Consider the following 25,143-nt stretch of genomic DNA (forward strand, 5'->3'; position numbering starts at 1 on the left):
CCGCGACGCCGTAGCGGGTGGTCCCATGGCACGTACACCTTATTTACAACTCACCGATATATCGCTGACCTTCGGCGGTGATCCCTTGTTTTCAGACCTGAGCCTCGTGGTTCAGCCCGGTGACCGCGTGGCCCTTGTGGGCCGCAACGGCTCGGGCAAGTCGACCTTGATGAAGGTCATGGGCGGTCTGATCGAGCCTGATGCGGGTGCACGGTTCCTCGCTCCGGGCGTGACCACCGGCTACATGCAGCAACACCCTGATTTGACGGGCTTTGCGACGTTGGGCGATTTCGCATTGAGCGAGATGGACCCAAGCGAGGAATACAAGCTTTTGAGCGCGGCTGAAGGGTTGAAGCTGAATCTTGAGGCCGAAGTGTCCGCGGCCTCTGGCGGGGAGCGTCGTCGTGCCGCCTTGGCGAAGCTGCTGGCCGAAGCGCCGGAGTTGATGCTGCTGGACGAGCCGACCAACCATCTGGATATCGAGGCGATTGCCTGGCTGGAATCGCACCTGTCCTCGACCCGCGCTGCATTTATCCTGATCTCGCACGACCGCGCCTTCCTGCGCGCGCTGACCCGCGCGACCCTGTGGGTGGATCGCGGGCAGGTGCGCCGTCAGGAAACGGGGTTTGACCGTTTCGAGGAATGGCGCGACAAGATGTGGGAAGAGGAAGACCAGCAACGCCACAAGCTGAACCGCAAGATCAAGGCCGAGGCCCGCTGGGCCGTCGAGGGCATCTCGGCGCGACGCAAGCGTAATCAGGGCCGCGTGCGGGCGTTGCAGGATTTGCGGGCGGAACGCGCCAGCCAGATTCAACGGCAAGGCTCTGCCGCGATGGCATTGGAGGCGGGGCCGAAATCCGGCAAGCAGGTGTTCGTGATGGAGGACGTGTCGCTGTCCTTAGATGACAAGACCATCGTCAAGAACTTCTCGCTGAAGGTGAACCGTGGCGACCGCATCGCTTTGGTCGGGCCGAACGGGGCGGGGAAGACGTCTTTGCTTAAGCTGATGACCGGCGAAATCTCCCCCGACTCCGGCACGGTAAAGATCGGCACCAATCTGGAAATGGCGGTGTTCGACCAGAACCGCGCGGCGCTGGACCCCGAGGCGACCTTGTGGGCGTCGCTGACCGAAGACCCGACCACCCGCGTGCGCGGGCAGGGCGACCACATCATGGTGCGCGGCACGCCCAAGCATGTGGTGGGCTACCTCAAGGAATTCCTGTTCGACGAAGCACAGGCCCGCGCGCCGGTAAAATCCCTGTCGGGCGGCGAGAAAGCCCGCCTGCTGCTGGCGCGGATCATGGCGCGGGAAAGCAACCTGCTGATCCTCGACGAGCCGACCAACGATCTGGACATCGAGACGCTGGACCTGTTGCAGGAGCTGATCGGCGATTATGACGGCACGGTCATTCTGGTCAGCCACGACCGTGACTTTCTGGACCGCGTCGCTTCAACCACTGTGGCGCTGAAAGATGGCAAAGCGACCGTCTATGCGGGCGGCTGGTCAGACTACAAATCGCAGGCCATCGAAGGCGGGGACGACACGGTCCTGTCCGACAAGCCCGTGCAGACGCGCCGAGAAAAGGGGCGTAAGGCAGCCGAGGAAAAGAAATCCGACGGTGGGCTGTCCTTCACCGAGAAGCACCGCTTGGAAGCCTTGCCTGCCGAAATGGAACGTTTGGAGGCAGAGATTGCCAAACTGGTCGAGTTCCTGTCTGATCCGAACCTGTTCACCGACCATCCGGCCAAGTTCCAAAAGGCCACGGATGCGCTGGTGGAGCGGCAGGCTGTCCTCGACGCCGCCGAAGAAGAATGGATGATGCTGGAAGAAAAGGCGGGATAGATAATGGCTGCAGTGACACTTGACGAGATTGAAACCCTAAGTGTCGCGGCCCTGACCCGTCACGGGGCGGCCCCTTGGGTGGCGGCGGAAGTCGCCCGCGCGGTGCGCCGCGCCGAGGAGACCGGCAACGTCATTTGTGGCCTCTACTATCTGGAAAGCTACTGTCTGCAACTGGCCTCCGGCCGCGTAAAAGGTGATGTGGAGCCTGTGGTCACACGCCCGCGCCCTGCATCGGTCAAGGCGGATGCGAAATTCGGTTTTGCGCAAGCGGCCTTTGCCCGCGCGTTGCCAGAGGCCATTGCGGCGGCCAAGGAAAACGGCACCGCATCGCTGGCGGTCGCCCACGCTCATACCTGCACCTCGCTGGGGTATTTTACCGAGCAGATCGCGGCACATGGGCTGGTGGGGATCGGTTTCACCAATGCGTCGCCCGTTGTGGCCCCTCCGGGGGGCAACAAAGCGGTGATCGGCACCAATCCGATGGCCATGACGGTGCCGGGGCAGGACGCGCCGGCGATGCATTTCGACTTTTCCACTTCCGCTGTGGCTTTGGGTAAAATCACCATGGCCAAGGCCGCAGGGGAGAGCATTCCTTTGGGCTGGGCTGTGGACGCGGAGGGCCAGCCGACCACCGATCCGGAAGCCGCGCTGGAAGGCGCTCTGGTCTCTGCGGGCGGCTATAAGGGGTGGGGTTTTGGTCTGATGGGCGAGGTGATGGCCGCGGCCATGACAGGCTCTGTCAACTCGCTGGATGTAGGCGGATTGAAGCTGGCGGATGGCCCGCCGCACGGGTTGGGGCAGTTCTACCTGTTGCTCGATCCGGGTACTTACACGGATGCCTTCGATGCGCGCGTGGCAGGTGTGGTCGACGCGGTTGCAGAGCAGTCCGGCGCGCGTATCCCTGGCGCATCGCGCGCGGAAGCGACGGTTGTTCAGGTCGCAGACGAGCTTTGGAGCAAGCTGTCACAGCTCGCTTAGGCACGGCCTGTTATCTGGGTCAGGAAAACGCCGGCTGCCATAACGGCGATACCTGTCGCCCGCGTCAGCGTGAGTGGCGTTTGGAGCGCGCCGAACAAGCCGAAATGGTCGATTAGCGCAGCAGAGATGAGCTGGCCCAGTAGCACAAAGAACACCGCGTTACCGATGCCGAAATGCGGCGCGATATAGGTGATGGTCAACACGTAGAATGCGATAAGCACACCTGCGAACAGGAGGTGCTTGGGAGCGCTGGCGACACTGGCAATCGCCGCAGGACCGGTGATCAGAACCACCACAAGCGCGCTAATTAACGCCACCGCGAACAGCACGACAGACGCCGCCGCAGGTGCGCCGATAGTGCGCCCCAAACTGGCGTTCAGTGCTGCGAGCACGGGGATGCCGATACCCGCGGCGAGCATGATCAGGGCGTAGGATGTGTTGCTCACGGGCGGAGCCTCCGGCGGGAATATTTGTGCCAAAGTGAAACATGGGCGCGATAGCGGGGCAAGCGGGCATTATTGGTGCAGTGGGGCAAAAAATGCAGCTTTCTGAGTTGGGTCATGTCACCTCGGCTTGCACATCTCTATCGGCACCAGTGCCAGCTTTTGAGCGCCGCTGAACCGGCCTTTGCTAATGTTGAGACAGGCGATCTCAAGCTCGGAGTGTATGGCGTAATACAGGCTGGGCAGGTGGCGCGTTTGTCCATCTGCCAGCCGTATTTCGATAATTGGTTCACTTCTCGCCGCAGAGGCGTCGTTCACGCTCGAGGGACCGCGTGCTGTGATTTTAACTGTTTGGTACATAACGGATTTTTGCGGCTCGAATTTCGAAAGGATAGCTACAGATCCGCCAACCACAATTAAGAGTGCAACAAGCGAATAGCCGATGATGCTGACAATGGTCCGTGGGGTTGCGCTCAATATGTCGCCCGACCGCCGGACAGATCAAACACAGCACCAGTGGTAAACGAGTTCTCGGCGGAGACGATCCACGCGATCATGCTGGCAGCTTCCTCGACCTCCAGGAACCGCGCGCGGGGAATTTTGGAAAGCATGTAGCCGATATGCTCCTCGCTCATCTGGTCGAAGATCGGCGTACGGGCAGCGGCGGGCGTCAGGCAGTTCACTGCGATGTTGTGGCCTGCGTTTTCCTTGCCTGCGGATTTGGTGAAGCCAATGACGCCCGCCTTGGACGCCGAATATGCGCAGGCGTTCGGGTTGCCTTCCTTGCCCGCAATCGAGGCGATGTTTAGGATGCGGCCATAGTCGCGGGCCTGCATGCCCGGCAGCACCGCCTTGTTGGTGTTGTATGTGCCGGTCAGGTTGATGGCGACGATCTGTGCCCATGCGTCGTCGTCATAGTCTTGGATCGGGGCGTTTGGGCCTGCAATGCCTGCGGAATTGACCAGAATGTCGACAGGCCCAAGCGCGACTTCCGTGGAGGTGAGTGCGGCTTTGACTGATGCCATATCCGAGATGTCGCATATGGTATTGAAGTCACCGGAGGTCGCGTCCTGCATGTCCCAGACCGCAACCTTTGCACCTGAGGCCTGAAGGCGTTCGGTCACAGCCAGCCCGATACCTTGAGCGCCGCCGGTGACTACGGCTACGCGGCCGGACAAATCGTATGTGTTCATCAAGAATCCCTCCAGTTGTTCAGGCTAATCGCAGATGCCGTCCAACTCTACCCCTTTCCATGGTAGCACCATCTTGGCGTTGTCGAGGCGGGTTGTCATGGCGGCAAGGTCGAAATGGGGTTGCATTAGCCGCTCCAGCCGCGTGGTGCGTGGGGCCTTGGGGGCGAGGGCGGCGCAGCAGACGTATTCTGCGGCGATAGCACCTTGTTGCTCGTAGCCGAAATCGAGAAACTCTGCGGTGTTGGACAGCTCGAACAGGTAGGGGTCGGGGTGGCTTTGGTGTTCCTGCGCGGCTTTGAGCGGGTGGTAGCCGGTGGCCGCGCGGTTTTGCCATTGCCAGACATGGACCAACTCATGGGCCAGAAACATCGACGCCAGAAGCAAGGCCGCGTCCGGGTAGGCGGGCAGGTAGTCTCGGGCAATGTAGTCCGGGTTCACGTTGATTGTATTGAATAAAACTGTGGCGCCCGGGGCGCTGGTGATGGTCGGCTCGGTCACTGGCGGCAGGATTTTCTGCGCACAGGTGGTGCGGGGCGGGGTCGGGTAGGTGGCGTTATAAAGCTTCAGGACAGGGGCCTGACGGATGCGCACTTTGGAGGTGTCGAGATCGGGACCGTGGAATTCGGCCGCGAAGCGCATCTCGGCCTCGGACAGGGGGCGACCGCAGGCGGTAAGGCTCAGGAAAGCAAGGAGAATTAGCGTGCGCATGGCGCACAGTGGCAAGTCTTCGCGACTAGGGCAAGAGGGTTTGACTTGGCGCAAGACGAGGGGCGTTGAAGCTGTTAGTCTTACCGCAAAACGAATGGAGGCGCAGATGAAAATTGTTTATTTACTGGCACTTGGCCTGTTGGCAGGATGCACGCAGGAGCCGCCCACAGGGGCGCAGTTGTTTGCGGATAATTGCACGGCGTGTCATGGCGCGGATGGCACCGGATCGGGCTGGGTGGCGTCGGGTCTGGAGCGCAAGCCAGCGAACCTGACGACCTTAAGTGCCCGTAACAAAGGCGTTTTCCCTATGGAGCGGGTGTTGAGCACCATTGACGGTTTCCACCGGAATCCGGCGTTCGAGACGGCGATGCCGGAGTTTGGCAGCTTCTTTTCGGGGCCGATGGACCAGATCGAACTGGACGGGGTGATGACGCCTGTGCCGGAGCCGTTGCTGCTGGTGGCGGAGTATCTGCGAAGCCTTCAAACGGAGTGATTTTTGCGGTCTGCAAACGGTCGGCAAAGCGTCGGCTTTGCGTCGGGCATTGAAGCGCGGTTGACGCATATCAAGGCGTGAGGGGCGGTCGCCCTGTAGACTTGGACGTGTCAGCAGAGGAGTGCACATCATGATCCGATCCATCGCTTTGGCCGTCGCAATTCTGGCCCCACTCACCGCCGCAGCACAGGACGTGGAGGCGGGTGGCGACCTGTTCATGCAATACTGCGCCACCTGCCACGGGGTGGACGCGAAGGGGGGCGGGCCGATGAACTCGGTCTTGGTGATCCAGCCGACGGACCTGACCCGGCTTGCGTCCGAGAATGACGGGGTCTTTCCGCGTGTCCGTGCGATCAGCCGGATCGACGGGCGGGACCCGCTGGTGTCGCATGGCAGCCCGATGCCGGTTTTTGGGCAGTTCTTCGAGGGCCGTGGCGAGACCATCCGCGGCGAGGACGGGGTGATGATCATGACCAGCCAGCCGGTGATTGATCTGGTGGGGTATTTGGAAGGGGTACAGGAGTAGGGGTTACTCTTGCTTAACCGGTTTGGGGCAATGTGCCCCCCATGCCGAATTACCGCCGCTTGTGGTCCAAAGGGGCCAGCTATTTCTTTACAGTGAACCTCGCCGACCGCCGTGGGCGGTTGTTGGTGGAGCATGTCGATGTGTTGCGCGACGCGGTGCGCCAGACGCGGGCGGAGCGTCCGTTCAAAGTGGATGCGATGGTGGTGTTGCCAGATCATTTGCATGCGGTGTGGACATTGCCGGAAGGGGACGCGGATTTTTCGACGCGGTGGGGCGCGATCAAGGGGCGGTTTACACGGGCGGTTGGTAGGGTGGGTTTTCAACCCACCGGTGGCGCAGGTAATGGTGGTGGAGTGGTGGGGTGGAACCCCACCCTACGATCGAGATCGAAGGTCATGCGCCAAGAGGGCAAGGTGTGGCAGCGGCGGTTTTGGGAGCATTGCATCCGCGACGAGGCCGATTACCGCGCGCATGTGGAGTATTGTTGGATCAATCCAGTGAAGCACGGATATGTGGTGCGGGCGGCGGAGTGGCCGTATTCGTCGATCCACCGCGACATCGCGCGCGGGGTGGTCGGGGCCGAGCATGTAGGGTGGGTGGTACCCGACGGCAAAGCCGGAGGGGTTCACCCACCGACTGGAGAGCGCGGGGAGGCGGTGTTTGATTGGCGGCGTGGTGGGTGAACCCTCGCCGTTGGCTCGGAACCACCCACCTTACAGGTTGGTTAAGCGAGCGGCCTGAGAATGTGAGATGTCGCAACACAGGCCAACATGTGCTAGATAGCGCAAGCTGAAAATCAGGAATTTTGATGTTACACTTCTGTGCCGCTTTCGCCACTTCTAGGAATTTCCTGTTGCTCGGAGTGGTTGGATTCTTCTTCGGTTTTTTCTTGGAAACTGTCTTTAACTTGATCTAGTGGGGTCTCCGGATGAGGCTCAAATAGTTCATCTTTCTGGTATCGATCCCAGACATCATCAGCTGTGATGAGCCCGCCTCCCACTGCCGCAGCTGTTCCAGCAATCAATACACAAATTTTGGCAACATCCTTGATTATTTCAATTGCAGTTTTTGTGTCTTTTTCTGATTTTGCGGCTCTCGTTAATTCAGCGAAAGCTGGATTGATGAATTGACTTTGAAACTCTAGAGTAGAAATATCTGTGTACTTGTCTGCCTTTAGTGCAAAGCGCCTCGCCTGTTGTCGTGTGATCTTAGCTTGCGACAGGGTCTCAACAACCCGTTCTCTGAACTCATAGTAGGCATCTTTTACTCTAAGCAATTGACCACACTTCTGGCACGAATGAGTGGTGTTGCTCAATGATATGCTCTCAATGCCTTCCCCTGAAAAAGGAACAGAAATTGAAGTTGGTCCGCAATTCGAACAGAAGGCGGGCAGGGAATTGCCGAAGTTTCCAGAGAATGTACAATCAACGGCTGTTATTCTTACCAATTCTAGGGCCTGCCTATATGCTTTAATTCGCTACAGAAATTTTGTCTCAAGTAAATTATCATACATCCACATCCTCAACAAACTTGGCGTTCTGCTGGATATACTCGAACCGCAGTTCCGGTTTTTTGCCCATCAGGCGTTCGACCAGGTCGCCGGTCTCGCCCGGCTCGTCCTCTTGCACGGTGACGCGGATGAGGACGCGGGAGGCGGGGTCCATTGTGGTTTCTTTCAGATCCTTCGCATCCATCTCGCCCAGACCCTTGAAGCGCTGCACGTCGATTTTTCCCTTGCCGCCCAAGCCCTTCGCCATAGCGGCTTCCTTCGCGACATCATCAGCGACGTAGAGCCGTTTGGGGCCTTGGGTCAGGCGATAGAGCGGCGGGCAGGCGAGGTAGAGGTGGCCCTGGTCGATCAGCGGGCGCATCTGGATGAAGAAGAAGGTCATCAGCAGCGACGCGATATGCGCGCCGTCGACATCGGCATCGGTCATGATGATGATCTTGTCGTAGCGCAAATCCTCGACGTTGAACTTGGTGCCCATGCCGACGCCCAAAGCTTCGCATAAATCGTTGATCTCGGAGTTCGAGTGCAGCTTGCCGGAAGCGGCCCCCAGCACGTTGAGGATTTTGCCCTTGAGCGGCAACAGCGCCTGCGTGACGCGGTTGCGCGCGCCCTTGGCGGAGCCGCCCGCCGAGTCGCCCTCGACGATGAACAGCTCGGTGCCTTCGCGGGTTTTGCTGGTGCAGTCGGTGAGTTTGCCGGGCAGGCGCAGCTTCTTGGTGGCGGATTTGCGGGAGGTTTCCTTCTCCTGCTTGCGGCGCAGGCGTTCCTCGGCCCTGAGCACGAGGAAATCTAGGATGGCACCGGCGGATTTGGTGTCGGAGGCGAGCCAGTTGTCGAAGTGGTCGCGGACGGCGGCCTCGCAATATTTGGCGGCGGCCTCGGTGGACAGGCGGTCCTTGGTCTGGCCGACGAAAGCGGGGTCGGCGATGAAGCACGACACCAGCGCACAGCCGCCGGACATCAGGTCGTCGCGGGTGATCTGCGCGGCCTTCTTATTGTTGGTCAGCTCGCCATACGCCTTGATGCCCTTGAGGATCGCGGCCCAGAAGCCGGTGACATGGGTGCCGCCCTCGGGCGTGGGGACGGTGTTACAGTAGCTCTGGATGAAGCCGTCGCGGGCGGGGGTCCAGTTGATCGCCCACTCGACCTTGCCCGCGGCGTTGAACTTTTCGTTGAAGTCGACGGTGCCTGCGAAGGCGGTGTCGGCATAGGTGGTGGATTTGCCGAGCGTTTCCTTAAGGTAATCCGACAGGCCACCGGGGAAGTGGAAGGTGGCGGTGGCGGGGGTCTCGCCGTCGTCGATTTCCGTTTTCCAGCGGATTTCCACGCCGGAGAACAGATAGGCCTTGGAGCGGATGGACTTGAACAGGCGGGCGGGCTTGAAGCGGTGGTTGCCGAAGATTTCGGCGTCGGCGTGGAAGGTCACCGTGGTGCCGCGGCGGTTCTGGGTGGGGCCGATTTTTTCGATGGGGCCAAGGGGCAGACCACGGGAGAAGCGTTGCTCGAACAGCTCCTTGTTGCGGGCGACCTGGACGACCATGCTGTCGCTGAGCGCATTGACCACGGAGGCGCCGACGCCGTGCAGACCGCCGGAGGTCTGGTAGGCCTTGCCGGAGAACTTGCCGCCTGCGTGGAGCGTGCAGAGGATGACTTCGAGGGCGGATTTGTCGGGGAACTTGGGGTGCGGATCAATCGGGATACCGCGCCCGTTGTCGCTGATCGTGACGGAGTAGTCGGCGTTCAGCGTGACTTCGATGCGGTTGGCGTGCCCGGCGACGGCCTCGTCCATGGAGTTGTCGAGGACTTCCGCCACCAGATGGTGCAGCGCGCGCTCGTCGGTGCCGCCGATATACATGCCGGGACGTTTGCGGACGGGCTCCAGCCCCTCCAGCACCTCGATGGAGGAGGCGTTGTAGTCATCTGGCCCACTGGAAAGAAGGTCGCTCATACCGCTGCTCGTTTTTGTTGGTTTGAGCGTGATTATGGCAGAGTGACGGAGGAGGGGGAAGGGCGGTTTCGCGCCCTTGTCCGTTACAGTTTGCTACAGCGGTTCTTGATGCGCTTCATCCGTCTGGCGTAATCGTCGCCATTGTCACGGGTCCACATCTTGCCCTGAATTTTCATGCAGCGTTTGATGTCGGTGGAGGCGTTTTCCATCCCTGTGTTGATGGTGGTGGCCACGGCCATGCTGATGCCCGCGATTGCGGCGGTCAGGAGGATCCAATCGACAACCACCGCGCCGGAGGTATCACGCAGGAAGCGGGAGATCGTGCGGCGCGGGGGCTGCTTACTTAACTGTTCGGTCATTTTTAACACTGCTCTTGTTACTGGTTTCGCATTTGCGAGGCGGGCCACGATGAAACAGCCCGGTTTGAAGTTAACTTTACGTGATTTGGCGCCTGATTGGAGCCGCAGCTTGACCGAAACACGACATCGGTATGGCATTTCAGGCCGCCAGAAATGGCAGCTTCGCGCTATTTGGATTGCCCCTTCGCGGTCTTGCTTCTAAGGCTGGACGGATGACATTTCCGCAGCATCTCCGCGCCGTCCTGATTTTGGGACTGCCCCTGGTCGGGTCCCATCTGGCCCAATTTGCCGTGCATATGGTCGATACGATCATGCTGGGGTGGTATGACGTGACCGCGCTGGCGGCGAGCGTGCTGGCGACGTCGTTCTTTTTCGTGGTGTTCATAATGGGCGCGGGCTTCTCCTTCGCCGTGATGCCGATGGTGGCAGAGGCTGCAGCATCGGAGAATGGCACCCGTATCCGCCGCGTCACCCGCATGGGGCTTTGGCTGTCGTCGCTTTATGCGCTGGCGTTCCTGCCGTTGATGATCTGGTCAGACCCGTTGTTGCGGGCCTTGGGGCAGGATCCCGAATTGTCGGCGCTGTCGCAGAACTATCTGAGGATCGCAGGGTTCGGGTTGTTTCCGGCCCTGTTGGTCATGGTGATCAAGAGCTACCTTGCCGCGTTGGAGCGCACCGGCGTTGTTCTGTGGGTCACCATTATGGCCGTGTTTTTGAACGTGCTGGTGAATTACGCGCTAATTTTCGGCAATTTGGGGATGCCGGAACTCGGGCTGCGCGGGGCCGCGATTGCCTCGGTGATTTCGCAGGTGGTGACGCTGGCGGTGCTGGGCGTCTACGTGGTGCGCGGATCGGCGACGCGGGAGCATGTGTTGTTCCAGCGCATCTGGCGACCGGACCCCGAAGCATTTCGCGAAGTGTTCCGTCTGGGCTGGCCCATCGGGCTGACCAATCTGGCAGAGAGCGGGATGTTCTCGGCCTCGGCCCTGATCATCGGGCTGATTGGCACCTTGCCTTTGGCGGCACATGGCATTGCGCTGCAAATCACCGCCGCGACTTTTATGGTCCATGTGGGGCTGAGCCAAGCGGCCACCGTGCGCGCGGGGCGTGCCTTGGGACGCAAGGATTGGGACGGGCTGGCCTTGGGCGCCCGCGCCGTGGTGATCCTGTCGATGGGGGCCGTGGTCTTGGCAACCATCGCCTTCCTGACGGTGCCGGAGCTGTTAATGACGGGCTTCCTTGACCCCGACAGCCCTGACCGCACCGCCATTCTGACCATTGGTGCCGGCTTGCTGGCCGTTGCGGCACTGTTCCAACTGGTCGACGCGGGGCAGGTGATGGCGCTGGGCTTGTTGCGCGGCATACAGGACACCCGCTGGCCGATGTATGCGGCGGCGCTGAGCTATTGGGGCTTGGGCATTCCGGCGAGCTACGTGCTGGGGGTGAGTTTGGGCTATGGCGGCGTCGGCGTCTGGCTTGGTTTGGTGATCGGGTTGATGTTTGCGGCGGGCGCGCTGTGGTGGCGCTTTGCGCGGCGGTATGCCGAACTGAAGGCCGCCTAGCGGGAGGGGCAGCCGCTGGTCTGCGCCTGCCCCCTCGTTGATCTAGATAAAGTCGAAGCTGAAGTCGAAGGTGTCGAGCATGGTTTGCGCGCCGCCGATATCGAAAGCCGCCATGTCGAACCAGTTCGTTGCAGGTGTGCCTGCAAATTCCGTGTCCAGCTGTGCGATCGTTTCATCCGCCCGTTTGCCTGTATCAGGATCGCAGTCGAAGGCGAACTGGAAAAAATCGCCGTTCTCTAGGCTGGCGAGCAGCTCGTCCAGGTTAAAGCCGCCGGAGGGGTCGGCGGGAGGTGCGGGGGCCGGGTCTGGCGCGGGTTCAGGTTCCGGCTCCGGTGTCGGTTCGGGGTCCGGCGTTGGTTCCGGTGTTGGTTCCGGCTCCGGTGTCGGTTCTGGTGTTGGCTCCGGTGTCGGTTCTGGCGTTGGCTCAGGGGTTGGCTCTGGGGCGGGCGCGCTGCCTGTGTCCAGATCGACCTCGCCTTGCGTGGAGCCGAAGTTCTGGGTCACGATCACCGAATTGTATTCGCCACTGCCGTAGTCAAAGTCACCGACATCAATTCCGATGCCGATATAGTCCAGATCAGGGTCCAGCAGATTGGCGCGGTGGCCGGGGCTGTCCATTAGGTTTTCATGCAGCTGTGCCACGTCGTCCTCGTATCCGGGGTCGCCGCGCTCGGACTGGATGGCGATGTTTTCCGCCGTCTGCCAGCTGCCGTCGAGATCAAAACCGGCGGCCTCGATACGTTGCGTGGCGGACGAGCCGCCCGCGCCGGTATGTGAGAACACGTCGGCCTCCAGCATCCATTCGGAATGCGCATCGGCCGAAGCGTTCAGGTTTTGCTCCAGTTGCAGGGTGTCGAGGCCGCGGGACGTGCGCTCGTCGTTGATCAGGTCGAGCATGTAGCGCTCGAGATCTGTGGCAATTGCCATGGTGTGTCTCCTTGAGTTGCGATCTGCCTCGACCGAGGTCATGACGCAGGAAGGAGCGTGGGGAAACGGCCACGGGGGCTGCGACGCGTTTTGAGCCAATCCTTGCGATCAAAGGCGGACCACGCCAGCGGTGATTGGCCGATGCTACGGTGCGCGGTCCGGTACGGCGGCGGATTGCCGAGGCGGGCTTGCGACAGGCGGGTTTTTTGGGGGAAGGGCGGCTAGTCTTCCTTCAGCAGCCGGTCGGCTTTCTTGCGGACCAGCACCGTGCGCAGATCGTGCATGGCCAGCAGCAGCGCGTCGGTGACCTCGTCCAATTGGTCCTCCTCGGCGCGGGTTTGCGCCCAGTGGGTGGTCAGGTTGAGATAGTCGATGGCGCGGTAGATATCGTCGATTTCGCGAGTGGCGAGGACGGTTGTCCGCTCGTCCATCCAGTCCTCGATGACCTCGAGCTCCTCGGCGCTGATCTCGTGGTCACCATGGGGCTTGATCTGGCCATTGCGGATATTGACGACGGCGATTTCGGACATCTCGATGCGCCGCTGGCGGTTCTCGGTATCCACCCGAAACACGGTGGCCCCGTTCTCACGAACGCGAAAATAAAACTCTGGAAGCTCGGCTGACATATGCTCGGTTTGACCCGTCTTGTTTTGGTTTGGGGGACGCTAACACAGGGCAGGGCATTGAGGAAACAGGGATTTACCCGGCAAATTCCCCCTTGGGCGCGCTATGCAGGTCCTTCCAATCCGACAGGTTATAGCGGCGTCGGCAGTGCTTGTAATACAACGCCATAAACAGCCCGAAGAAGGCGCCCGCGATCACCGAGGAGACAAGCATGACGCCCATGGGCATGTTTTGTGGCCCCCAAGTGGTGGCGTACATGATGAGACCCCAGAATGCGCCGAAGAACAGGCCTTGGCCCAAGGCCGCCCGCCAGAAGGGAAGATAGTGGGGCAGGCGCGGGTGCAGCCCCACGCTGCGCATGACCCAAACGTAGGGCGGCTGGGCGTTGGAGCGCCAGATGCCGGCGACCTCAAGCTCTGACAGGGCGGCGTCGAAACGGGTTTCGTAGTCGGACATGGGGGCCTCCGCTTTGGTTTGGGAGATATCTTGCGACGGTGATTGCCGCAGGACAAGCAGCGGCGACACCCCACCCGCACCATCAGCGAAGATTGGCCGCAGGTGCGGCACTGGAAGTTTGACCAAGGCTCTGCTTTGCTGGCGCTGACAATAGCGGCCAGAGGAGCGACGCGGGTGATGGGTAAGGATCAGGCTGAACCGGATCACGGCACGAAACTTCTGCGCTACGCCTTGATCGGGGTGCTTTGTATCGCGCTGGCCTTCATCGGGGTGTTCGGCTTTCGCGCGGTAGCGTCCTTTATATTCTGGCAAGACGAGGCCAATCAGTTTCAGCCCATAGATGGATGGATGTCGCCGCGCTATGTTGTGCGCTCGTGGCAAGTACCGCCGAAAGTTGTCTCGGACGCGCTGGGTGACAGGATCGAGGGCGGGACGCCGCGCACCTCGCTGGAAGAAATTGCCGAGGCGCGGGGCGTCGACGTCGAGGAGATCATCGCGATCTTGGAGGCGGCTATTGCAGCGCATCAGGCCAAGCACCCATGACCGAATTCTTCTTTGAGCTTGTTGCCAGATGGGGCTTGGTAATCGTCGCCTTGTCGGCCTATTTCTCCTGCCTCGCTGTGCCTGTCCCGACCTCTGCCGTGATGCTGGCGGGGGGCGCATTTGCCGCCGCAGGGGATCTGGTACTGTGGCAGGTCATCTCGGTCGCCTATGTGTCGGCATTGGCAGGGGACCAGACGGGATTCCAGATGGGCCGGTGGGGCGGAAGCTGGCTGACCAAGCGGCTGGAGGCCAAGCCAAGGCGCGCGGCGCTGTATGCACGGGCGCAGGACGCTGTCGGCAACTGGGGCGGCGTGGCGGTGTTTTTCAGCACGTGGGCCGTAGCGCCCTTGGGGCCGTGGGTGAATTTCGCGGCAGGTGCCGCCGGATACGGGCGTTTGTCGTTTACCATTCTCGATGCGCTGGGCGAGGCCATCTGGGTCAGCGCATATGTGACGCTCGGGTATGCGTTCGGGTCAAATCTGGAAGCCTTGGCGACTCTGGCCGCTGATTGGGGAGGCTTGCTGACAGCGGTGGTTGTGGCCGCCGTGGCGGCGATTGCGCTGGTGCGGTTGGGGAGGAAGCGGTGAGGGGGCCGATATAGGCCGCTAACGGGATACCCTAAGGCGCAAGGCGTCAGTTTACGGAACCCCGAGTTCCGCGCGTGCGCCGATGTCGTCTATCATCGTGAAAAGGCTCTCCATCCAGCTTTCCTTCACCCGTGTCGCCAATTGCGAAAGAGGGCGATACAGCGGTGTCAAAGTTGCATATTCATATCGTATGGGCGCGTCAAAAGGCACAACGACGACCTGACCCCTGGAAATATCCAACTCTCGCTCTGTCACTACAGTCAGCGGATCCACGATCGCACAGCAATGTCCAAGACTTATGAATGGTATCAGAGGCAGGAAGAACTGCGCTTCAATAGGGGACACATATGAAGCGTTTTCCTGCTCGAATGCCAGCGCCAGCTTGCGCGGGAAAGGATGATTGCCGTGCAGCGTCCCTATGGATTCACCATCCAGATCCGCAATGGTGACAGCATCAGCCTGGGCGAGCGGGTGATCCCGATGCAAAACGCAAAAGCAATCCGAGCTAATGGTTTCCGATCTGTATTGCGGCAGCTTCCCTTCTTGCCCATCGAAATCTGAAAAGCCGAAGTCGATGCTTTGCGTACTGGCCAACTCTCGTATCTGCGGAGAACTTCTCGAAGAAATGGTCGTCTGAAAATTGGCATCTTCCCCGATGTTATTGCTGATAAATTTGGGGAAAATGAATGCGGACGGACCGGGCATCACCGCCACGTTCAAGCTTCCTGTCTCCGCTGACCTCAGTCCCTTCATCGTGCCCGAAATGGTCGACAGCCGATCAAGTACCATGGTCGCTTCGACGAGAAGGTATTGCGCCTCAGGAACTGGCACCAAGCGCCTGCCGCGCCGCTCAAACAAGGACAGCCCTAAGCTTTGTTCCAGGTTTTTGATTGCGTGGCTGATCGCTGGCTGGGTGCGCCCCAGTTTCTTGGCGGTCTGAGAGATGGAGCCGGACTCCATCACCTCGCGAAAGACGGTGAGTTGGGTAAAGTTCATACGAGATGTATAAGGAAAACTTTCCTTTTGTGAAATATAACAAATTTGTCTTTATGTGATTTTTCCATAACCTGATGGAAACAAAATTCGGCTGAACCGAATCTTGAATTCATCAACTGGGAGAAGACAATGAATATGATCAAAACCTTAGCGGGCATCGCATTGGCCGGCGCGTTGGCAGTGCCAGCGGTCGCACAAGACCCGACCTTTTTCCGCATCGGCACCGGCGGTGCAGGCGGCACCTATTTCCCCATCGGCGGCACCATCGCCAACGGCATCTCCGCCCCTCCCGGTTCGCGGGCCTGCGATGACGGCGGCCAGTGCGGCGTGCCCGGTCTGATCGCGATTGCGCAATCGACCACAGCCTCCGTATTCAACAACGCAGCCGTTCAAAATGGCGAGTTGGAAGCTGGACTTGCCGCCGCTGACGTCACCCGATCGATGTATCTGGGCGAAGGCAAGTTTGAAGGCAAAGAGCATCCCAAACTACGCATTGTCGCAAACCTTTACCCCGAGGACCTTCACCTCGTCATGCCCGCAGGCGCATCCATCAATGACCTTGGTGATCTGGCGGGCAAACGTGTCGGCATCGCGCAAGCAGGGTCCGGCACGCAAGTCGCCGTGCTGCAAATGCTCGAAGCCTGGGGTGTGACCCGTGACAACATGGAAGAAGCAGAACTCAACAACAGCCAGTCCGCAGAACGTCTGGCAGATGGTCAGATTGATGCGTATTTCTATGCCGCAGGCTGGCCTGTGGCCGCCATGGTGCAACTGTCTTCCACCAAGGGCATGAGCTTGCATTCCTTCAGCGAAGCCGACCTTGCCAAGATCAACGAGATCGTCCCCGCCTACATCCCGTCCAAAATTCCGGGCGGCGTCTATGAGGGCGTTGACGAGGACATCATGACCCCAGCCGTGTCGGCAATGTTGGTCGTGTCGTCCGATCTGTCGGAAGAGCTGGTCTACGGTCTGACAAAGGCGCTGTGGAACGACAACACCCGCAAACTGCTCGATAACGGCCATGCCAAAGGCAAGCAGATCACGGCAGAAACCGCGCTTGACGGCGTCGCCGCCTTGGGCGTGCCTCTACATCCGGGTGCAGAGAAGTTCTACAAAGAAGCTGGCCTTCTGAAGTAAGTCTCACTGACCAAACTGGTCACTAGGACCGGCGGTGCCCCCTCAAGCGTGGGGCACCCCATTCTCCAACTGCACGCGCGCCAAGGGGGCATCTGTCATGTCGAACACCAACCAGACCGAGACCCATGAGCTGACCGCCGAAGAGCTTGCCGCGATTGAAGAAAAATACGACGAAGGCTCCGCTACCCGCGCCGTTGGCCCCACCACGGGAATGATCCTGCGCGCCGTCGCGTTGAGCTTCGCAATCTACCATTACATCACCGCAGGCTTTGGCCTGCCCGCAGATCACTGGCATATGGGCTGGCACCTGACCGGCCTGTTCATCCTCACCTATGCGTTCTTTCCCATTGTCGGGGCGAAAAGCCTGTTTGCGATGAAGGCAAGCGCGCTGCGCATCGGCAATATACCGATCTACGACCTTGTCTTCATGATCCTCGGTGTCGCCTCGGCGCTGTATGTGGGCTTTGCATGGCGCGGCGTGCCGATGCTGGGCATCGAAGAACAGACCTTCCGGATGGGCAATCCCAACAGCTATGACGTCTTCTTCGGCGTCATCATCATCGTACTGGTTCTCGACATTGCGCGGCGCACCTTGGGCTGGGTCTTGCCGCTGATCATCTGTCTGTTCATCAGCTACGCCTTGTTTGGTCAGTATTTCCCCGGATTGCTCAAACATCCCGGCGTGAATTTCAAAACCTTCGTCTCATCGATGTATTTCCCGCAAGAGGGCATCTTCGGGGTCACTCTCTGGGTCGTCAGCACAATCGTGTTCCACTTCGTCCTGTTCGGCGTCATCGCGCAACGCACAGGGCTGGGGCAGCTGTTTATCGACAACGCCACGATCCTCGCAGGCCGTTATACCGGCGGGCCTGCCAAGGTCTCCGTCGTCTCGTCCGCCTTCTTCGGCACGATCTCGGGCTCATCGGTTGCCAACACGGTTTCAACCGGAGCGCTGACCATCCCCAACATGAAACGCTTGGGCTATCCCGGCCATTTCGCAGGCGGGGTGGAGGCTGCATCTTCGGCAGGGGGCCAGATCACGCCCCCGATCATGGGCGCCGCCGCCTTTATCATGGCGGAGTTCCTTGAGCTGCCTTACACCACCATCGTCATCGCCGCGATCTTCCCCGCACTGCTGCACTATGTGGGCGTGTTCACCGTTGTTCACCTGATGGCCCGCAAGCTGGACCTGAAAGGTCTGACCAAGGAACAACTGCCGCACTTCAAATCCGTCTGGGCTGAAGGATGGGCCAATATCGTGCCTTTGATCGGCCTGCTCGTGGTTCTTTTTTCTGGCTACACACCGTTCATGTCGGCCTTCTGCGGAATCTCGCTGGCTGTCGTCGCAGGCATGTCGCGCCTGCGCGAACCGCCGACACTGATCTATTCTGCTGCCTTTATTGCCTTTGTCCTATGGAAATTCTCTGGCGGCGGGTTCGATTTGTCCATGACCGTGATCCTTTGTGCGGGGTCGGCCATCGCCACGCTCAACCCGCAGGACCGTATCAAGATCCCTGAAATGTCTGCAGCGATGGAACTTGGTGTGAAATATGCGCTGGCTGTGGGCGCAGCCTCCGCCGCCGTCGGCATCGTTGTTGGCGTCATCAACACAACAGGCATCGGCTTTCGCATCGGCTTCATGGTCACGCAAGGTGCGGGCAATCTGGCCTCAGATATGTTCGGCTTCCTGTCGCTTGGCGGTTTGGTCGAGTGGTTCACGGTGCAGGATCTGCAACTGTTCATCTCGCTCGTCTTCATCGCGATTGCGTGTATCCTGATGGGGGCGGGTATCCCGACCACAGCGCTCTACATCATGCTGGTCTCCGTCGCGCAGCCGGCACTTGCGCAGCTTGGCGTGCCACCCATCGCCAGCCACATGTTCGTGCTCTATTACGGCGTCGTGTCCGAAATCACACCGCCGGTCTGTACCTCGGCCTATGCCGCCGCCGCGATTGCAAATTCGAACCCGTTCAGAACAGGGCTCTCGGCCTTCTCGCTCGGGCTCGGCAAAGTTGTGGCCCCAATGGCGTTCGTCTACGCGCCGGTGCTTTTATTCGTCTCCTCCACCGGCTTCGATATCTGGGAGTTCAGCTACACCGCTACCAGCTGTATCGCGGGCGTTATTGCGCTATCGACAGCTGTGGTGGGCTATTGGTTTGCCCCGATGGGAACACTGTCACGCATCCTGATGGCCGTTGCAGGCTTGGTCTTCGTGGCTCCGTCGCTGGCCGCTGACATGGTCGCGCTGATCATCGCATCACCCGTGATTATCACGCAAATGCTCGCCCGTCGGTCCACGCCGACCCCTGCCTGAAGTGGAGGAGCCCGTCACCATCATCGGGGCTGGCATCGTCGGCATCTGCTGCGCTTTGTCCCTGCAGGAACGCGGCGTGAAGGTCCGGTTGATCGACCGCGGCGCGCCCGGGCAGGAAGCCTCTTTCGGGAATGCCGGTGTCATCTCGCCTTGGTCCATCATCCCGCAAGCCATGCCGGGCATCTGGAAATCCATCCCCAAGATGCTGCTTAGCGCGGATGGGCCCTTGTCCGTCAGACCAAGCTTCTGGCCCAAGATGATCCCATGGGGATTGCGCTTTCTATCCCATTCCGGCGAGGCCTCCGCCCGCGCCGCATCCGACGCGATGGAGGTCCTCTGCCAACCCTCCGTGATGCTCTACCGCCGCCATCTTGAGGGCACAGGCCATGAAAACCTCGTAGCCGACAGCTGGTATGTGCATGCATTCCGCAATGCAGACAGTGCCAGCCTGCGTGACCTCGGCTTCCAGATCCGCCGGGAAAAAGGCGCGGAGCTTGAACTTATCGGCCGCGACCAAATCAAGCAGGTAGAACCCGCCCTCTCTCCCGACTTCAAGGCGGCGGTCCTGATCAAAGGCCAAGCGCGCGCACGCGCTCCGGGCCAAATCGCGGAAATTCTGGCCCAAAAGGCCCTCGCTCAAGGTGCAGAAATCATTCGTGCTGAAATCACGGCCCTGCAAAGAGACGATACGGGCTGGCAATTGACCACCTCCACCGGCATGATCAGAGCCTACAAACTTATCCTCGCCGCGGGCGTCTGGAGCGCCGATCTACTCAAACCCCTTGGCCTCAAAATGCCACTCGCCGCCGAGCGCGGCTACCATGTCGCATTCGCCAACCCCGATGTCACGCTCAACAATTCCGTCATGGATGTGGACGCCAAGATCGTCGCCAGTTCCATGCTCGACGGTATCCGCGTCGCAGGCTCATCCGAGTTCGCCGCCATCGATGCCCCCGCCGACCCGCGCAAGGAAAAGCTGCTGGCCAAGCAGGCCCACGCGATGCTGCCCGACCTAAACACCGGCGCGATGACCACATGGATGGGCCGTCGTCCGTCCTTCCCCGACAGCCTCCCCGCACTTGGGCAAATCAAAAACCACCCCGGTCTCTATGCCGCCTTCGGCCACTCGCATTACGGACTGATGATGGCCCCAAAAACCGGCGAGTTGATCGCCGATCTCGTCGCAGGCGTCGCCCCAAACACAGACCTCTCCCCATTTGAACCGCTCAGGTTCTAACCCGAAAGCACACATCATGACCCTTTACCAAGGCGGACAAAACATATGCGGCGCAACCATCGGCGTCTTGTGCTTAGAGAGCTATTTCCCGAAACCGCCCGGCCACATAAAGAACCCTTCCAGCCTGCCATTCCCCGTTCTCTACGAGATGATCGACGGCGTCACAGTGCCCGACTTGCTGAACAATCCGACGCCAGACCTGTTAGAACCCTTTTTGGAAGGCGCGAGAAAACTTGAGCGTGAAGGGGTCCGCGCGATCACCGGCAGTTGCGGATTTTTGGCCCTGTTCCAACAAGAGCTTGCTGCCGCCGTAGACATCCCCGTCTTTGCCTCCAGCCTGATCCAAGTGCCATTGGCCTTCCACATGACAGGCGCATCCGGCCCCGTCGGCATTTTGACGGCGGATGCCTCGGCTCTCACTGATGCCCATTTCAAAGCCATCGGCGCTGACAATATTCCGGTAGTTGTTCAGGGCATGGAGGACAGCACCGAATTCGCCGAAGTTATCTTGGAGTACCAACGAACTGCGATGGACACCGACCTGATAGAGGCAGAGATCATGGAAGCCGCACGCAAGCTGATGACCCACGCGCCGAACATTCGTTCATTGGTTCTGGAGTGTACGGACATGCCGCCTTACGCCGCACGGCTCCAGCAAGAATTGCAGTTGCCAGTGTTCGATCTTACGACCCTGGCAACCATGGCTCATGATGTCGTCGCAAGAAGAGCATATTTCGGGAACATGCCTTGGTAAGAAACAACGTTTGCTTGTTTATGTAGCTGTGATGCGTACTAGGAACGTTTTCTTAGAACGAGAAGTCCACAATCTAACACCGTCTCAGAACCGGACATTCGCTGCGGTAGTTGGACGGGTCAGCTCTGTAATCCATGCTGGTTTCCTACGATGTGGCTTTCGATTTGGCTTAACTGTTCACGCAAATGGTCCCGAAAAGCGTTCGTCATTACGGATGGGGGACGGTGCGCAGGGACAAGTATCGCCACGCTACTGATGATCGAGGGATCAAATTCGCGAAATACGACCCCTTCAACCGGGCTGGTTAGTGCCGTAATGCGGTCGACGACCGCAGCACAGAGATTGGCGCCGACCAGTTCAAGCGCCGGAAGGAATGTCCGCAGCACGAACCGTCGGTTTAACGGAGTGCCCGACTGGGCAAAGGCATCATTGGTTGCAATCGTTACGGGATGGTCTGCGAACAGGGTCGCAATGGGGTAATCGCGCAGGTCGTTTGGGGTCAGAACATCCTTTGCAGCAAGCGGGTCGTGCTCGGAGATGGCAATCACGCATTTGGGCTCAAATACTTCAATGTCTATTGATCCACGCTCTTGAGGGGTTTCCGCAAGAGCGATGTCGAATTGCTGCGAGGCAATCAGATCCTCAACGACGTGAGACGCACGCATCATAAGGTCCACCTTGACGTTTGGTCGTCCTTTCAGAAAAGAAGCAAGCGTTCTTGGCATAAAAAATCCGGACGCGGCGGGGTGGCATGCGATTCTCAGGTGGCCCCGGTCAAGCGTGCCGAACTCTGCCATTGTCTGCACTGTGCGCCCCATCCGGTCGAGCACCTCTTCGGTTTCTTCGAGCAGGTAGAAGGCCTCCGGTGAGGGAGTAAGCCGTCCATGCTCACGAACGAACAGCTTGAAACCAAGCTCTTTTTCAATGTTCGCAATCATTGTGCTGACTGCCGGTTGGGTTCGGAGCAGGGTGCGGCTTGCTTCTGAAATCGAACCGCTTCGCATCACTTCGCGAAAGGTATCAAGTTGCCGCAGCGTTAAGTTGGGAAGCATGCCATAAATCCTTGTTATGGATTCAGTGATATTTTCGATTTGAATTTATAGCAAGAGATCGGTGATGTGACGTCAACTGAAATTCATGTGGGGGGCACCATGGATCGTTTCGCGGCTATCTTGCTTACATCGCTTATCTGTTTCGTGGCACTGGGTCAGTTCTTTCAGGTGATCACGCGCTACGTTCTTCAGATCCCGGTCATGGGACTTGAGGAAACGATGCTGTATCCAACGATCTGGCTTTACATTTTCGGGGCGATCAACGCGTCGCGAGAAAACTCTCACATTCGCGCCAACGTCTTGGAGATTTTCATCTCATCCGAGCGGGCACATACAATACTCGCCATCGTCGGCGAGGTGATCAGCCTGATCGTGGGTCTGTGGATACTCAGCTGGGCCTGGGACTATACCCAATATGCCTGGCGGGTCTGGCGCGAGAGCCCGACGCTCTACATCCCCACATTCTACTCGGACGTAGCACTGGTAGTAGGGGTCACATTGATGATGGCTTACACCGCTTGGCATCTCGTCAAACACATCCTCAGCCTGAAGAACGGAACAGTCGCATGATTGAGATTGCACTCCTCGCCATTGCCATTCTGGTGATTACGCTGACGCTCGGCGTGCCGCTGCCCTACTGCTTTGGCGCGGCGCTGATGGTGATGTATTTCATCGGTGATGTGACCATGAAAGGCATGATGCTATGGGGCGTCCAGCAGCTGGGCAACCCGATCCTCCTTGCCATTCCGCTGTTCGTGTTGGCAGGCACGATCATGGCCGAGAGCGGGATTGCCGCGTCGCTTTTGCGGTTCGTGAACGCCTTTGTCGGCCATATCCGTGGCGGCCTCGGCGTGGTTGCGGCTGTGAGTTGTGCGGTCATTGGTGCCATATCGGGGTCGGGCCTGACGGGAATTGCCGCCATCGGCCCCATTCTGATCCCTGAAATGGAGAAACGCGGATATCCGCGGGAATACGCAACGGCGCTGATTGCAAACTCGTCGATCCTTGGGCTTTTGATCCCGCCTTCCGTAACGATGATCGTCTATGGCTGGGTCACCGACACCTCGATTTTGGCCTGCTTTCTTGCCACCCTCGGCCCGGGTCTGCTGATCATGTTCAGCTTTTCAGTGATGAACCTCTGGATGAGCCGCAAGTTCAACCTCATTCTCGATGACAAACCAACCTTCAGCGAACTTTCGTCAGAAGTCGCCAAACGCGGCGTCCATGCGTTTCCAGCCTTGTTGATGCCGATCATCATTCTTGGCGGTATCTATGGCGGGATCATGACGCCGACAGAAGCGGCCGCCGTTGCCGTGATCTATTCGGTGCCGGTCGGGTTTCTGATCTACAAGGGTCTGCGTCTGTCGAACTTTTTTGAAGCGGGCAAAGAGGCCGCCACGGCGGTGGGCGCGATTATGTTCATGATCCTCTTTTCCATGATCCTGAGCCAGATGTTCGTCTACGAGAGCATCCCCCAGCAGATTGTATCAAGCATTTTTGCCATCACAGAAAACAAGATCGTGCTGCTGATCTTCATCAACATCCTTTTGTTTCTGGTTGGCATGGTCGTCAACGACATCACGGCGATTATCCTGATTGCGCCGCTTCTGCTGCCCCTGATGACTGCCATCGGGATTACGCCGGTACAGTTTGCCGCGATTATGGGCGTCAACACCGCGATGGGCGGTGTGACACCGCCTTATGCCTCGATCCTGTATCTCGGCGCGCGGATCGGAAAGGTTAAAGTCACGAAAGTCATTCCGCCCGCGATGTTCCTGATCGTGACCGGCTATGTCCCCGTCGTTTTTCTGACCTCGTTCTGGCCTGACCTGTCTCTCTTCTTGCCACGCCTCTTTGGCTACTAATCACCGGCATTCACCTGACTACCAAACGACACCTAACAAGGAGGAAAACCCATGAAAACGAAACTTCTCGCAACTGCGCTGGCAACCCTGATGGCGGTTTCACCAGCAATCGCCGAAACCCTCAAGATGAGCCACGTGCGCCCACAGGACACGACTATCGACGTTGAACTGCGCACCTTTGCCGCATCGGTTGCCGAGGCAACGGGCGGCGAGATCGATATTCAACTGTTCCCGGCATCTGCGCTTGGTGACTACACTGCCGTGCAGGAACGTATCAGCGTTGGCGCGCTTGATATGGCGACGCAGCCAGCTGCCGCTGCCGCAGACCGGCGCATGCAGATTTCCTCGTTCCCGTATCTTGCGGCGACTTGGGCGCAGGCTCAAACGATCTACGGGCCGGGCGGTGCAGTCCGCGAAGTGATGAACGGATTGTATGCCGAGCAGGATATCACCGTGCTTGCGGCTTATCCTGTCTACTTTGGCGGGATCGCACTTAACGTTGAGAACCCCAATCCGGCCAGCACCGAGCCAAATGGCATCAAAGTGCGCGTACCGGGCATCAAAGCGTTCCAGTTGTTGGGCGAAGCATTGGGCTACATCCCGTCCCCGATCCCGTTTTCCGAAGCCTTCACTGCCGTGCAAACGGGCGTTGTTGACGGTGTGATCGGTTCGGGTGCCGAAGGCTACTACGCATCCTTCCGCGATGTGACGACAACTTATGTTCCGGCCAACACCCACTTTGAAGTCTGGTATATGATCATTTCCAACGAAAGCTTTGCTGCTCTTTCCGACGAAGATCAGGCCACTCTCAAAGAGGAGGCCGCATCATTCGAGGCCACGCGCTGGACCGTGGCTGAGGACGATCAAGCACGCAACGAACAGCGTTTGATTGACGATCTTGGCGCAACCGTTGCCGAGCTGTCCGAGGACGATCTTGCCGCGATGGCATCAAAAGTTCGCGCTGAAGTCTGGCCTGTTGTTCTGGAAGACGTTGGTGTGGATTGGGGTCAGGCGATCCTGGACCAAGTTGCAGCTGCGGCGAAGTAATTGTAACTATCGGGGCGGCATCAAATGTCGCCCCGACACGC

At 59.2% G+C, this 25,143-nt stretch carries 27 protein-coding genes; 15 read left to right on the plus strand and 12 right to left on the minus strand.

Annotated features, from left to right (window positions below):
• Nucleotides 1-25: 25 nt before the first annotated feature.
• Together BDE40_RS02755 and BDE40_RS02760 are read left to right on the plus strand one after the other, a co-directional pair.
• Entirely contained in the window at nucleotides 26-1,843 is a 1,818-nt protein-coding gene (locus BDE40_RS02755; protein ID WP_134012614.1) for an ABC-F family ATP-binding cassette domain-containing protein, read from the plus strand.
• Between the two features lie 3 nt (nucleotides 1,844-1,846).
• The gene (locus BDE40_RS02760; protein ID WP_134012616.1) at nucleotides 1,847-2,821 is read left to right on the plus strand and encodes an Ldh family oxidoreductase; all 975 of its coding nucleotides are present in this window, start codon (nucleotides 1,847-1,849) and stop codon (nucleotides 2,819-2,821) included.
• Here the strand turns inward: BDE40_RS02760 and BDE40_RS02765 are convergent.
• From BDE40_RS02765 to BDE40_RS02780, 4 genes are all read right to left on the minus strand, one after another.
• A complete protein-coding gene (locus BDE40_RS02765) occupies nucleotides 2,818-3,240 on the minus strand; it encodes a DMT family transporter (RefSeq protein ID WP_134013744.1) in 423 nt (140 codons plus the stop codon). The genes BDE40_RS02760 and BDE40_RS02765 overlap by 4 nt on opposite strands.
• A gap of 144 nt (nucleotides 3,241-3,384) precedes the next feature.
• Nucleotides 3,385-3,741: a hypothetical protein gene (locus BDE40_RS02770; protein ID WP_134012618.1), complete on the minus strand. Its 357-nt coding sequence runs from the start codon at nucleotides 3,739-3,741 to the stop codon at nucleotides 3,385-3,387.
• Nucleotides 3,738-4,457 carry an SDR family NAD(P)-dependent oxidoreductase gene (locus tag BDE40_RS02775; RefSeq protein ID WP_134012620.1) on the minus strand — a complete coding sequence of 240 codons (720 nt, stop codon included), beginning with the start codon at nucleotides 4,455-4,457 and terminating at the stop codon, nucleotides 3,738-3,740. The genes BDE40_RS02770 and BDE40_RS02775 overlap by 4 nt, the downstream gene beginning before the upstream one ends.
• A 24-nt stretch (nucleotides 4,458-4,481) precedes the next feature.
• Nucleotides 4,482-5,165, minus strand: a complete 684-nt coding sequence (locus BDE40_RS02780; RefSeq protein ID WP_134012622.1) for a hypothetical protein — start codon at nucleotides 5,163-5,165, stop codon at nucleotides 4,482-4,484.
• 106 nt (nucleotides 5,166-5,271) lie between these two features.
• On the opposite strand from BDE40_RS02780, the gene BDE40_RS02785 reads away from it, so the two are divergent.
• The 3 genes from BDE40_RS02785 to BDE40_RS02795 all read left to right on the plus strand — a co-directional run bounded on the left by BDE40_RS02785 (nucleotide 5,272) and on the right by BDE40_RS02795 (nucleotide 6,867).
• Nucleotides 5,272-5,658 carry a c-type cytochrome gene (locus BDE40_RS02785; protein WP_162848016.1) on the plus strand — a complete coding sequence of 129 codons (387 nt, stop codon included), beginning with the start codon at nucleotides 5,272-5,274 and terminating at the stop codon, nucleotides 5,656-5,658.
• A gap of 130 nt (nucleotides 5,659-5,788) precedes the next feature.
• Nucleotides 5,789-6,184 (plus strand): cytochrome c, encoded by a 396-nt coding sequence (locus BDE40_RS02790; RefSeq protein ID WP_211342392.1) that lies wholly within the window; start codon nucleotides 5,789-5,791, stop codon nucleotides 6,182-6,184.
• A gap of 41 nt (nucleotides 6,185-6,225) precedes the next feature.
• Nucleotides 6,226-6,867: an REP-associated tyrosine transposase gene (locus BDE40_RS02795; protein WP_246030337.1), complete on the plus strand. Its 642-nt coding sequence runs from the start codon at nucleotides 6,226-6,228 to the stop codon at nucleotides 6,865-6,867.
• A gap of 128 nt (nucleotides 6,868-6,995) precedes the next feature.
• Here the strand turns inward: BDE40_RS02795 and BDE40_RS02800 are convergent, their stop codons facing one another.
• The 3 genes from BDE40_RS02800 to BDE40_RS18270 all read right to left on the minus strand — a co-directional run bounded on the left by BDE40_RS02800 (nucleotide 6,996) and on the right by BDE40_RS18270 (nucleotide 10,001).
• Nucleotides 6,996-7,499: a hypothetical protein gene (locus BDE40_RS02800; protein ID WP_134012626.1), complete on the minus strand. Its 504-nt coding sequence runs from the start codon at nucleotides 7,497-7,499 to the stop codon at nucleotides 6,996-6,998.
• A 190-nt stretch (nucleotides 7,500-7,689) separates the two neighbouring features.
• Nucleotides 7,690-9,642, minus strand: a complete 1,953-nt coding sequence (gene parE, locus BDE40_RS02805; protein WP_134012628.1) for a DNA topoisomerase IV subunit B — start codon at nucleotides 9,640-9,642, stop codon at nucleotides 7,690-7,692.
• An 83-nt stretch (nucleotides 9,643-9,725) separates the two neighbouring features.
• Nucleotides 9,726-10,001 carry a Flp family type IVb pilin gene (locus tag BDE40_RS18270; RefSeq protein ID WP_211342393.1) on the minus strand — a complete coding sequence of 92 codons (276 nt, stop codon included), beginning with the start codon at nucleotides 9,999-10,001 and terminating at the stop codon, nucleotides 9,726-9,728.
• 212 nt (nucleotides 10,002-10,213) lie between these two features.
• Here BDE40_RS18270 and BDE40_RS02815 point away from each other — a divergent pair, with 212 nt between their 5' ends.
• Nucleotides 10,214-11,563, plus strand: coding sequence for an MATE family efflux transporter (locus BDE40_RS02815; RefSeq protein WP_134012630.1), 1,350 nt, complete (start codon nucleotides 10,214-10,216; stop codon nucleotides 11,561-11,563).
• Nucleotides 11,564-11,605: 42 nt separating this feature from the next.
• On the opposite strand, the gene BDE40_RS18275 is transcribed toward BDE40_RS02815, so the two are convergent.
• The 3 genes from BDE40_RS18275 to BDE40_RS02830 form a co-directional block, all read right to left on the minus strand.
• Nucleotides 11,606-12,490, minus strand: a complete 885-nt coding sequence (locus BDE40_RS18275; RefSeq protein WP_211342394.1) for a CAP domain-containing protein — start codon at nucleotides 12,488-12,490, stop codon at nucleotides 11,606-11,608.
• Nucleotides 12,491-12,711: 221 nt separating this feature from the next.
• Nucleotides 12,712-13,116, minus strand: coding sequence for a hypothetical protein (locus tag BDE40_RS02825; protein ID WP_134012632.1), 405 nt, complete (start codon nucleotides 13,114-13,116; stop codon nucleotides 12,712-12,714).
• A gap of 73 nt (nucleotides 13,117-13,189) precedes the next feature.
• Nucleotides 13,190-13,570, minus strand: a complete 381-nt coding sequence (locus tag BDE40_RS02830) for a DUF6404 family protein (RefSeq protein ID WP_134012634.1) — start codon at nucleotides 13,568-13,570, stop codon at nucleotides 13,190-13,192.
• Between the two features lie 42 nt (nucleotides 13,571-13,612).
• Here BDE40_RS02830 and BDE40_RS02835 point away from each other — a divergent pair, with 42 nt between their 5' ends.
• Both BDE40_RS02835 and BDE40_RS02840 read left to right on the plus strand, forming a co-directional pair.
• Nucleotides 13,613-14,113 carry a hypothetical protein gene (locus BDE40_RS02835; protein WP_134012636.1) on the plus strand — a complete coding sequence of 167 codons (501 nt, stop codon included), beginning with the start codon at nucleotides 13,613-13,615 and terminating at the stop codon, nucleotides 14,111-14,113.
• Nucleotides 14,110-14,700 (plus strand): DedA family protein, encoded by a 591-nt coding sequence (locus BDE40_RS02840; protein ID WP_134012638.1) that lies wholly within the window; start codon nucleotides 14,110-14,112, stop codon nucleotides 14,698-14,700. Before BDE40_RS02835 ends, BDE40_RS02840 begins: the two co-directional genes overlap by 4 nt.
• 51 nt (nucleotides 14,701-14,751) lie before the next feature.
• Here the strand turns inward: BDE40_RS02840 and BDE40_RS02845 are convergent, their stop codons facing one another.
• A complete protein-coding gene (locus BDE40_RS02845; protein WP_134012640.1) occupies nucleotides 14,752-15,696 on the minus strand; it encodes a LysR family transcriptional regulator in 945 nt (314 codons plus the stop codon).
• 129 nt (nucleotides 15,697-15,825) lie between these two features.
• Between BDE40_RS02845 and BDE40_RS02850 the strand changes: the two genes are divergently transcribed.
• From BDE40_RS02850 to BDE40_RS02865, 4 genes are all read left to right on the plus strand, one after another.
• Nucleotides 15,826-16,833 carry a TAXI family TRAP transporter solute-binding subunit gene (locus BDE40_RS02850; protein ID WP_134012642.1) on the plus strand — a complete coding sequence of 336 codons (1,008 nt, stop codon included), beginning with the start codon at nucleotides 15,826-15,828 and terminating at the stop codon, nucleotides 16,831-16,833.
• 97 nt (nucleotides 16,834-16,930) lie between these two features.
• On the plus strand, nucleotides 16,931-19,147 hold the full coding sequence (locus tag BDE40_RS02855) for a TRAP transporter permease (RefSeq protein WP_134012644.1): 2,217 nt from the start codon (nucleotides 16,931-16,933) through the stop codon (nucleotides 19,145-19,147).
• A 1-nt stretch (nucleotide 19,148) separates the two neighbouring features.
• The gene (locus BDE40_RS02860; protein ID WP_134012646.1) at nucleotides 19,149-20,384 is read left to right on the plus strand and encodes an NAD(P)/FAD-dependent oxidoreductase; all 1,236 of its coding nucleotides are present in this window, start codon (nucleotides 19,149-19,151) and stop codon (nucleotides 20,382-20,384) included.
• Between the two features lie 16 nt (nucleotides 20,385-20,400).
• Entirely contained in the window at nucleotides 20,401-21,138 is a 738-nt protein-coding gene (locus BDE40_RS02865; RefSeq protein ID WP_134012648.1) for an aspartate/glutamate racemase family protein, read from the plus strand.
• A gap of 119 nt (nucleotides 21,139-21,257) precedes the next feature.
• Here the strand turns inward: BDE40_RS02865 and BDE40_RS02870 are convergent, their stop codons facing one another.
• Complete coding sequence (locus tag BDE40_RS02870; protein ID WP_134012650.1) at nucleotides 21,258-22,190, minus strand: LysR substrate-binding domain-containing protein; 933 nt, start codon at nucleotides 22,188-22,190, stop codon at nucleotides 21,258-21,260.
• Nucleotides 22,191-22,289: 99 nt separating this feature from the next.
• On the opposite strand from BDE40_RS02870, the gene BDE40_RS02875 reads away from it, so the two are divergent.
• From BDE40_RS02875 to dctP, 3 genes are read left to right on the plus strand one after another with little or no spacing between them, the layout of a single operon-like run.
• The gene (locus BDE40_RS02875) at nucleotides 22,290-22,760 is read left to right on the plus strand and encodes a TRAP transporter small permease (RefSeq protein ID WP_134012652.1); all 471 of its coding nucleotides are present in this window, start codon (nucleotides 22,290-22,292) and stop codon (nucleotides 22,758-22,760) included.
• Nucleotides 22,757-24,055: a TRAP transporter large permease gene (locus tag BDE40_RS02880; RefSeq protein ID WP_134012654.1), complete on the plus strand. Its 1,299-nt coding sequence runs from the start codon at nucleotides 22,757-22,759 to the stop codon at nucleotides 24,053-24,055. The genes BDE40_RS02875 and BDE40_RS02880 overlap by 4 nt, the downstream gene beginning before the upstream one ends.
• A 51-nt stretch (nucleotides 24,056-24,106) precedes the next feature.
• Nucleotides 24,107-25,102 carry a TRAP transporter substrate-binding protein DctP gene (gene dctP / locus BDE40_RS02885; protein WP_134012656.1) on the plus strand — a complete coding sequence of 332 codons (996 nt, stop codon included), beginning with the start codon at nucleotides 24,107-24,109 and terminating at the stop codon, nucleotides 25,100-25,102.
• Nucleotides 25,103-25,143: the final 41 nt, after the last annotated feature.

Origin of the sequence: Litoreibacter halocynthiae, from assembly GCF_004365635.1 — a bacterium.
GTDB classification, from domain to species: Bacteria; Pseudomonadota; Alphaproteobacteria; order Rhodobacterales; family Rhodobacteraceae; genus Litoreibacter; species Litoreibacter halocynthiae.

What these genes read in the sequence shown, in the direction of transcription:
- BDE40_RS02765 (WP_134013744.1), bottom strand. Translation starts at nt 3,240, where the DNA reads ATGCTCGCCGCGGGTATCGGCATCCCCGTGCTCGCAGCACTGAACGCC.
- BDE40_RS18275 (WP_211342394.1), bottom strand. Translation starts at nt 12,490, where the DNA reads ATGGCAATTGCCACAGATCTCGAGCGCTACATGCTCGACCTGATCAAC.
- BDE40_RS02785 (WP_162848016.1), top strand. Translation starts at nt 5,272, where the DNA reads ATGAAAATTGTTTATTTACTGGCACTTGGCCTGTTGGCAGGATGCACG.
- BDE40_RS18270 (WP_211342393.1), bottom strand. Translation starts at nt 10,001, where the DNA reads ATGACCGAACAGTTAAGTAAGCAGCCCCCGCGCCGCACGATCTCCCGC.
- BDE40_RS02795 (WP_246030337.1), top strand. Translation starts at nt 6,226, where the DNA reads ATGCCGAATTACCGCCGCTTGTGGTCCAAAGGGGCCAGCTATTTCTTT.
- BDE40_RS02780 (WP_134012622.1), bottom strand. Translation starts at nt 5,165, where the DNA reads ATGCGCACGCTAATTCTCCTTGCTTTCCTGAGCCTTACCGCCTGCGGT.
- dctP (WP_134012656.1), top strand. Translation starts at nt 24,107, where the DNA reads ATGAAAACGAAACTTCTCGCAACTGCGCTGGCAACCCTGATGGCGGTT.
- parE (WP_134012628.1), bottom strand. Translation starts at nt 9,642, where the DNA reads ATGAGCGACCTTCTTTCCAGTGGGCCAGATGACTACAACGCCTCCTCC.
- BDE40_RS02880 (WP_134012654.1), top strand. Translation starts at nt 22,757, where the DNA reads ATGATTGAGATTGCACTCCTCGCCATTGCCATTCTGGTGATTACGCTG.
- BDE40_RS02855 (WP_134012644.1), top strand. Translation starts at nt 16,931, where the DNA reads ATGTCGAACACCAACCAGACCGAGACCCATGAGCTGACCGCCGAAGAG.
- BDE40_RS02830 (WP_134012634.1), bottom strand. Translation starts at nt 13,570, where the DNA reads ATGTCCGACTACGAAACCCGTTTCGACGCCGCCCTGTCAGAGCTTGAG.
- BDE40_RS02775 (WP_134012620.1), bottom strand. Translation starts at nt 4,457, where the DNA reads ATGAACACATACGATTTGTCCGGCCGCGTAGCCGTAGTCACCGGCGGC.
- BDE40_RS02760 (WP_134012616.1), top strand. Translation starts at nt 1,847, where the DNA reads ATGGCTGCAGTGACACTTGACGAGATTGAAACCCTAAGTGTCGCGGCC.
- BDE40_RS02755 (WP_134012614.1), top strand. Translation starts at nt 26, where the DNA reads ATGGCACGTACACCTTATTTACAACTCACCGATATATCGCTGACCTTC.
- BDE40_RS02865 (WP_134012648.1), top strand. Translation starts at nt 20,401, where the DNA reads ATGACCCTTTACCAAGGCGGACAAAACATATGCGGCGCAACCATCGGC.
- BDE40_RS02845 (WP_134012640.1), bottom strand. Translation starts at nt 15,696, where the DNA reads ATGAACTTTACCCAACTCACCGTCTTTCGCGAGGTGATGGAGTCCGGC.
- BDE40_RS02815 (WP_134012630.1), top strand. Translation starts at nt 10,214, where the DNA reads ATGACATTTCCGCAGCATCTCCGCGCCGTCCTGATTTTGGGACTGCCC.
- BDE40_RS02790 (WP_211342392.1), top strand. Translation starts at nt 5,789, where the DNA reads ATGATCCGATCCATCGCTTTGGCCGTCGCAATTCTGGCCCCACTCACC.
- BDE40_RS02840 (WP_134012638.1), top strand. Translation starts at nt 14,110, where the DNA reads ATGACCGAATTCTTCTTTGAGCTTGTTGCCAGATGGGGCTTGGTAATC.
- BDE40_RS02825 (WP_134012632.1), bottom strand. Translation starts at nt 13,116, where the DNA reads ATGTCAGCCGAGCTTCCAGAGTTTTATTTTCGCGTTCGTGAGAACGGG.
- BDE40_RS02870 (WP_134012650.1), bottom strand. Translation starts at nt 22,190, where the DNA reads ATGCTTCCCAACTTAACGCTGCGGCAACTTGATACCTTTCGCGAAGTG.
- BDE40_RS02850 (WP_134012642.1), top strand. Translation starts at nt 15,826, where the DNA reads ATGAATATGATCAAAACCTTAGCGGGCATCGCATTGGCCGGCGCGTTG.
- BDE40_RS02875 (WP_134012652.1), top strand. Translation starts at nt 22,290, where the DNA reads ATGGATCGTTTCGCGGCTATCTTGCTTACATCGCTTATCTGTTTCGTG.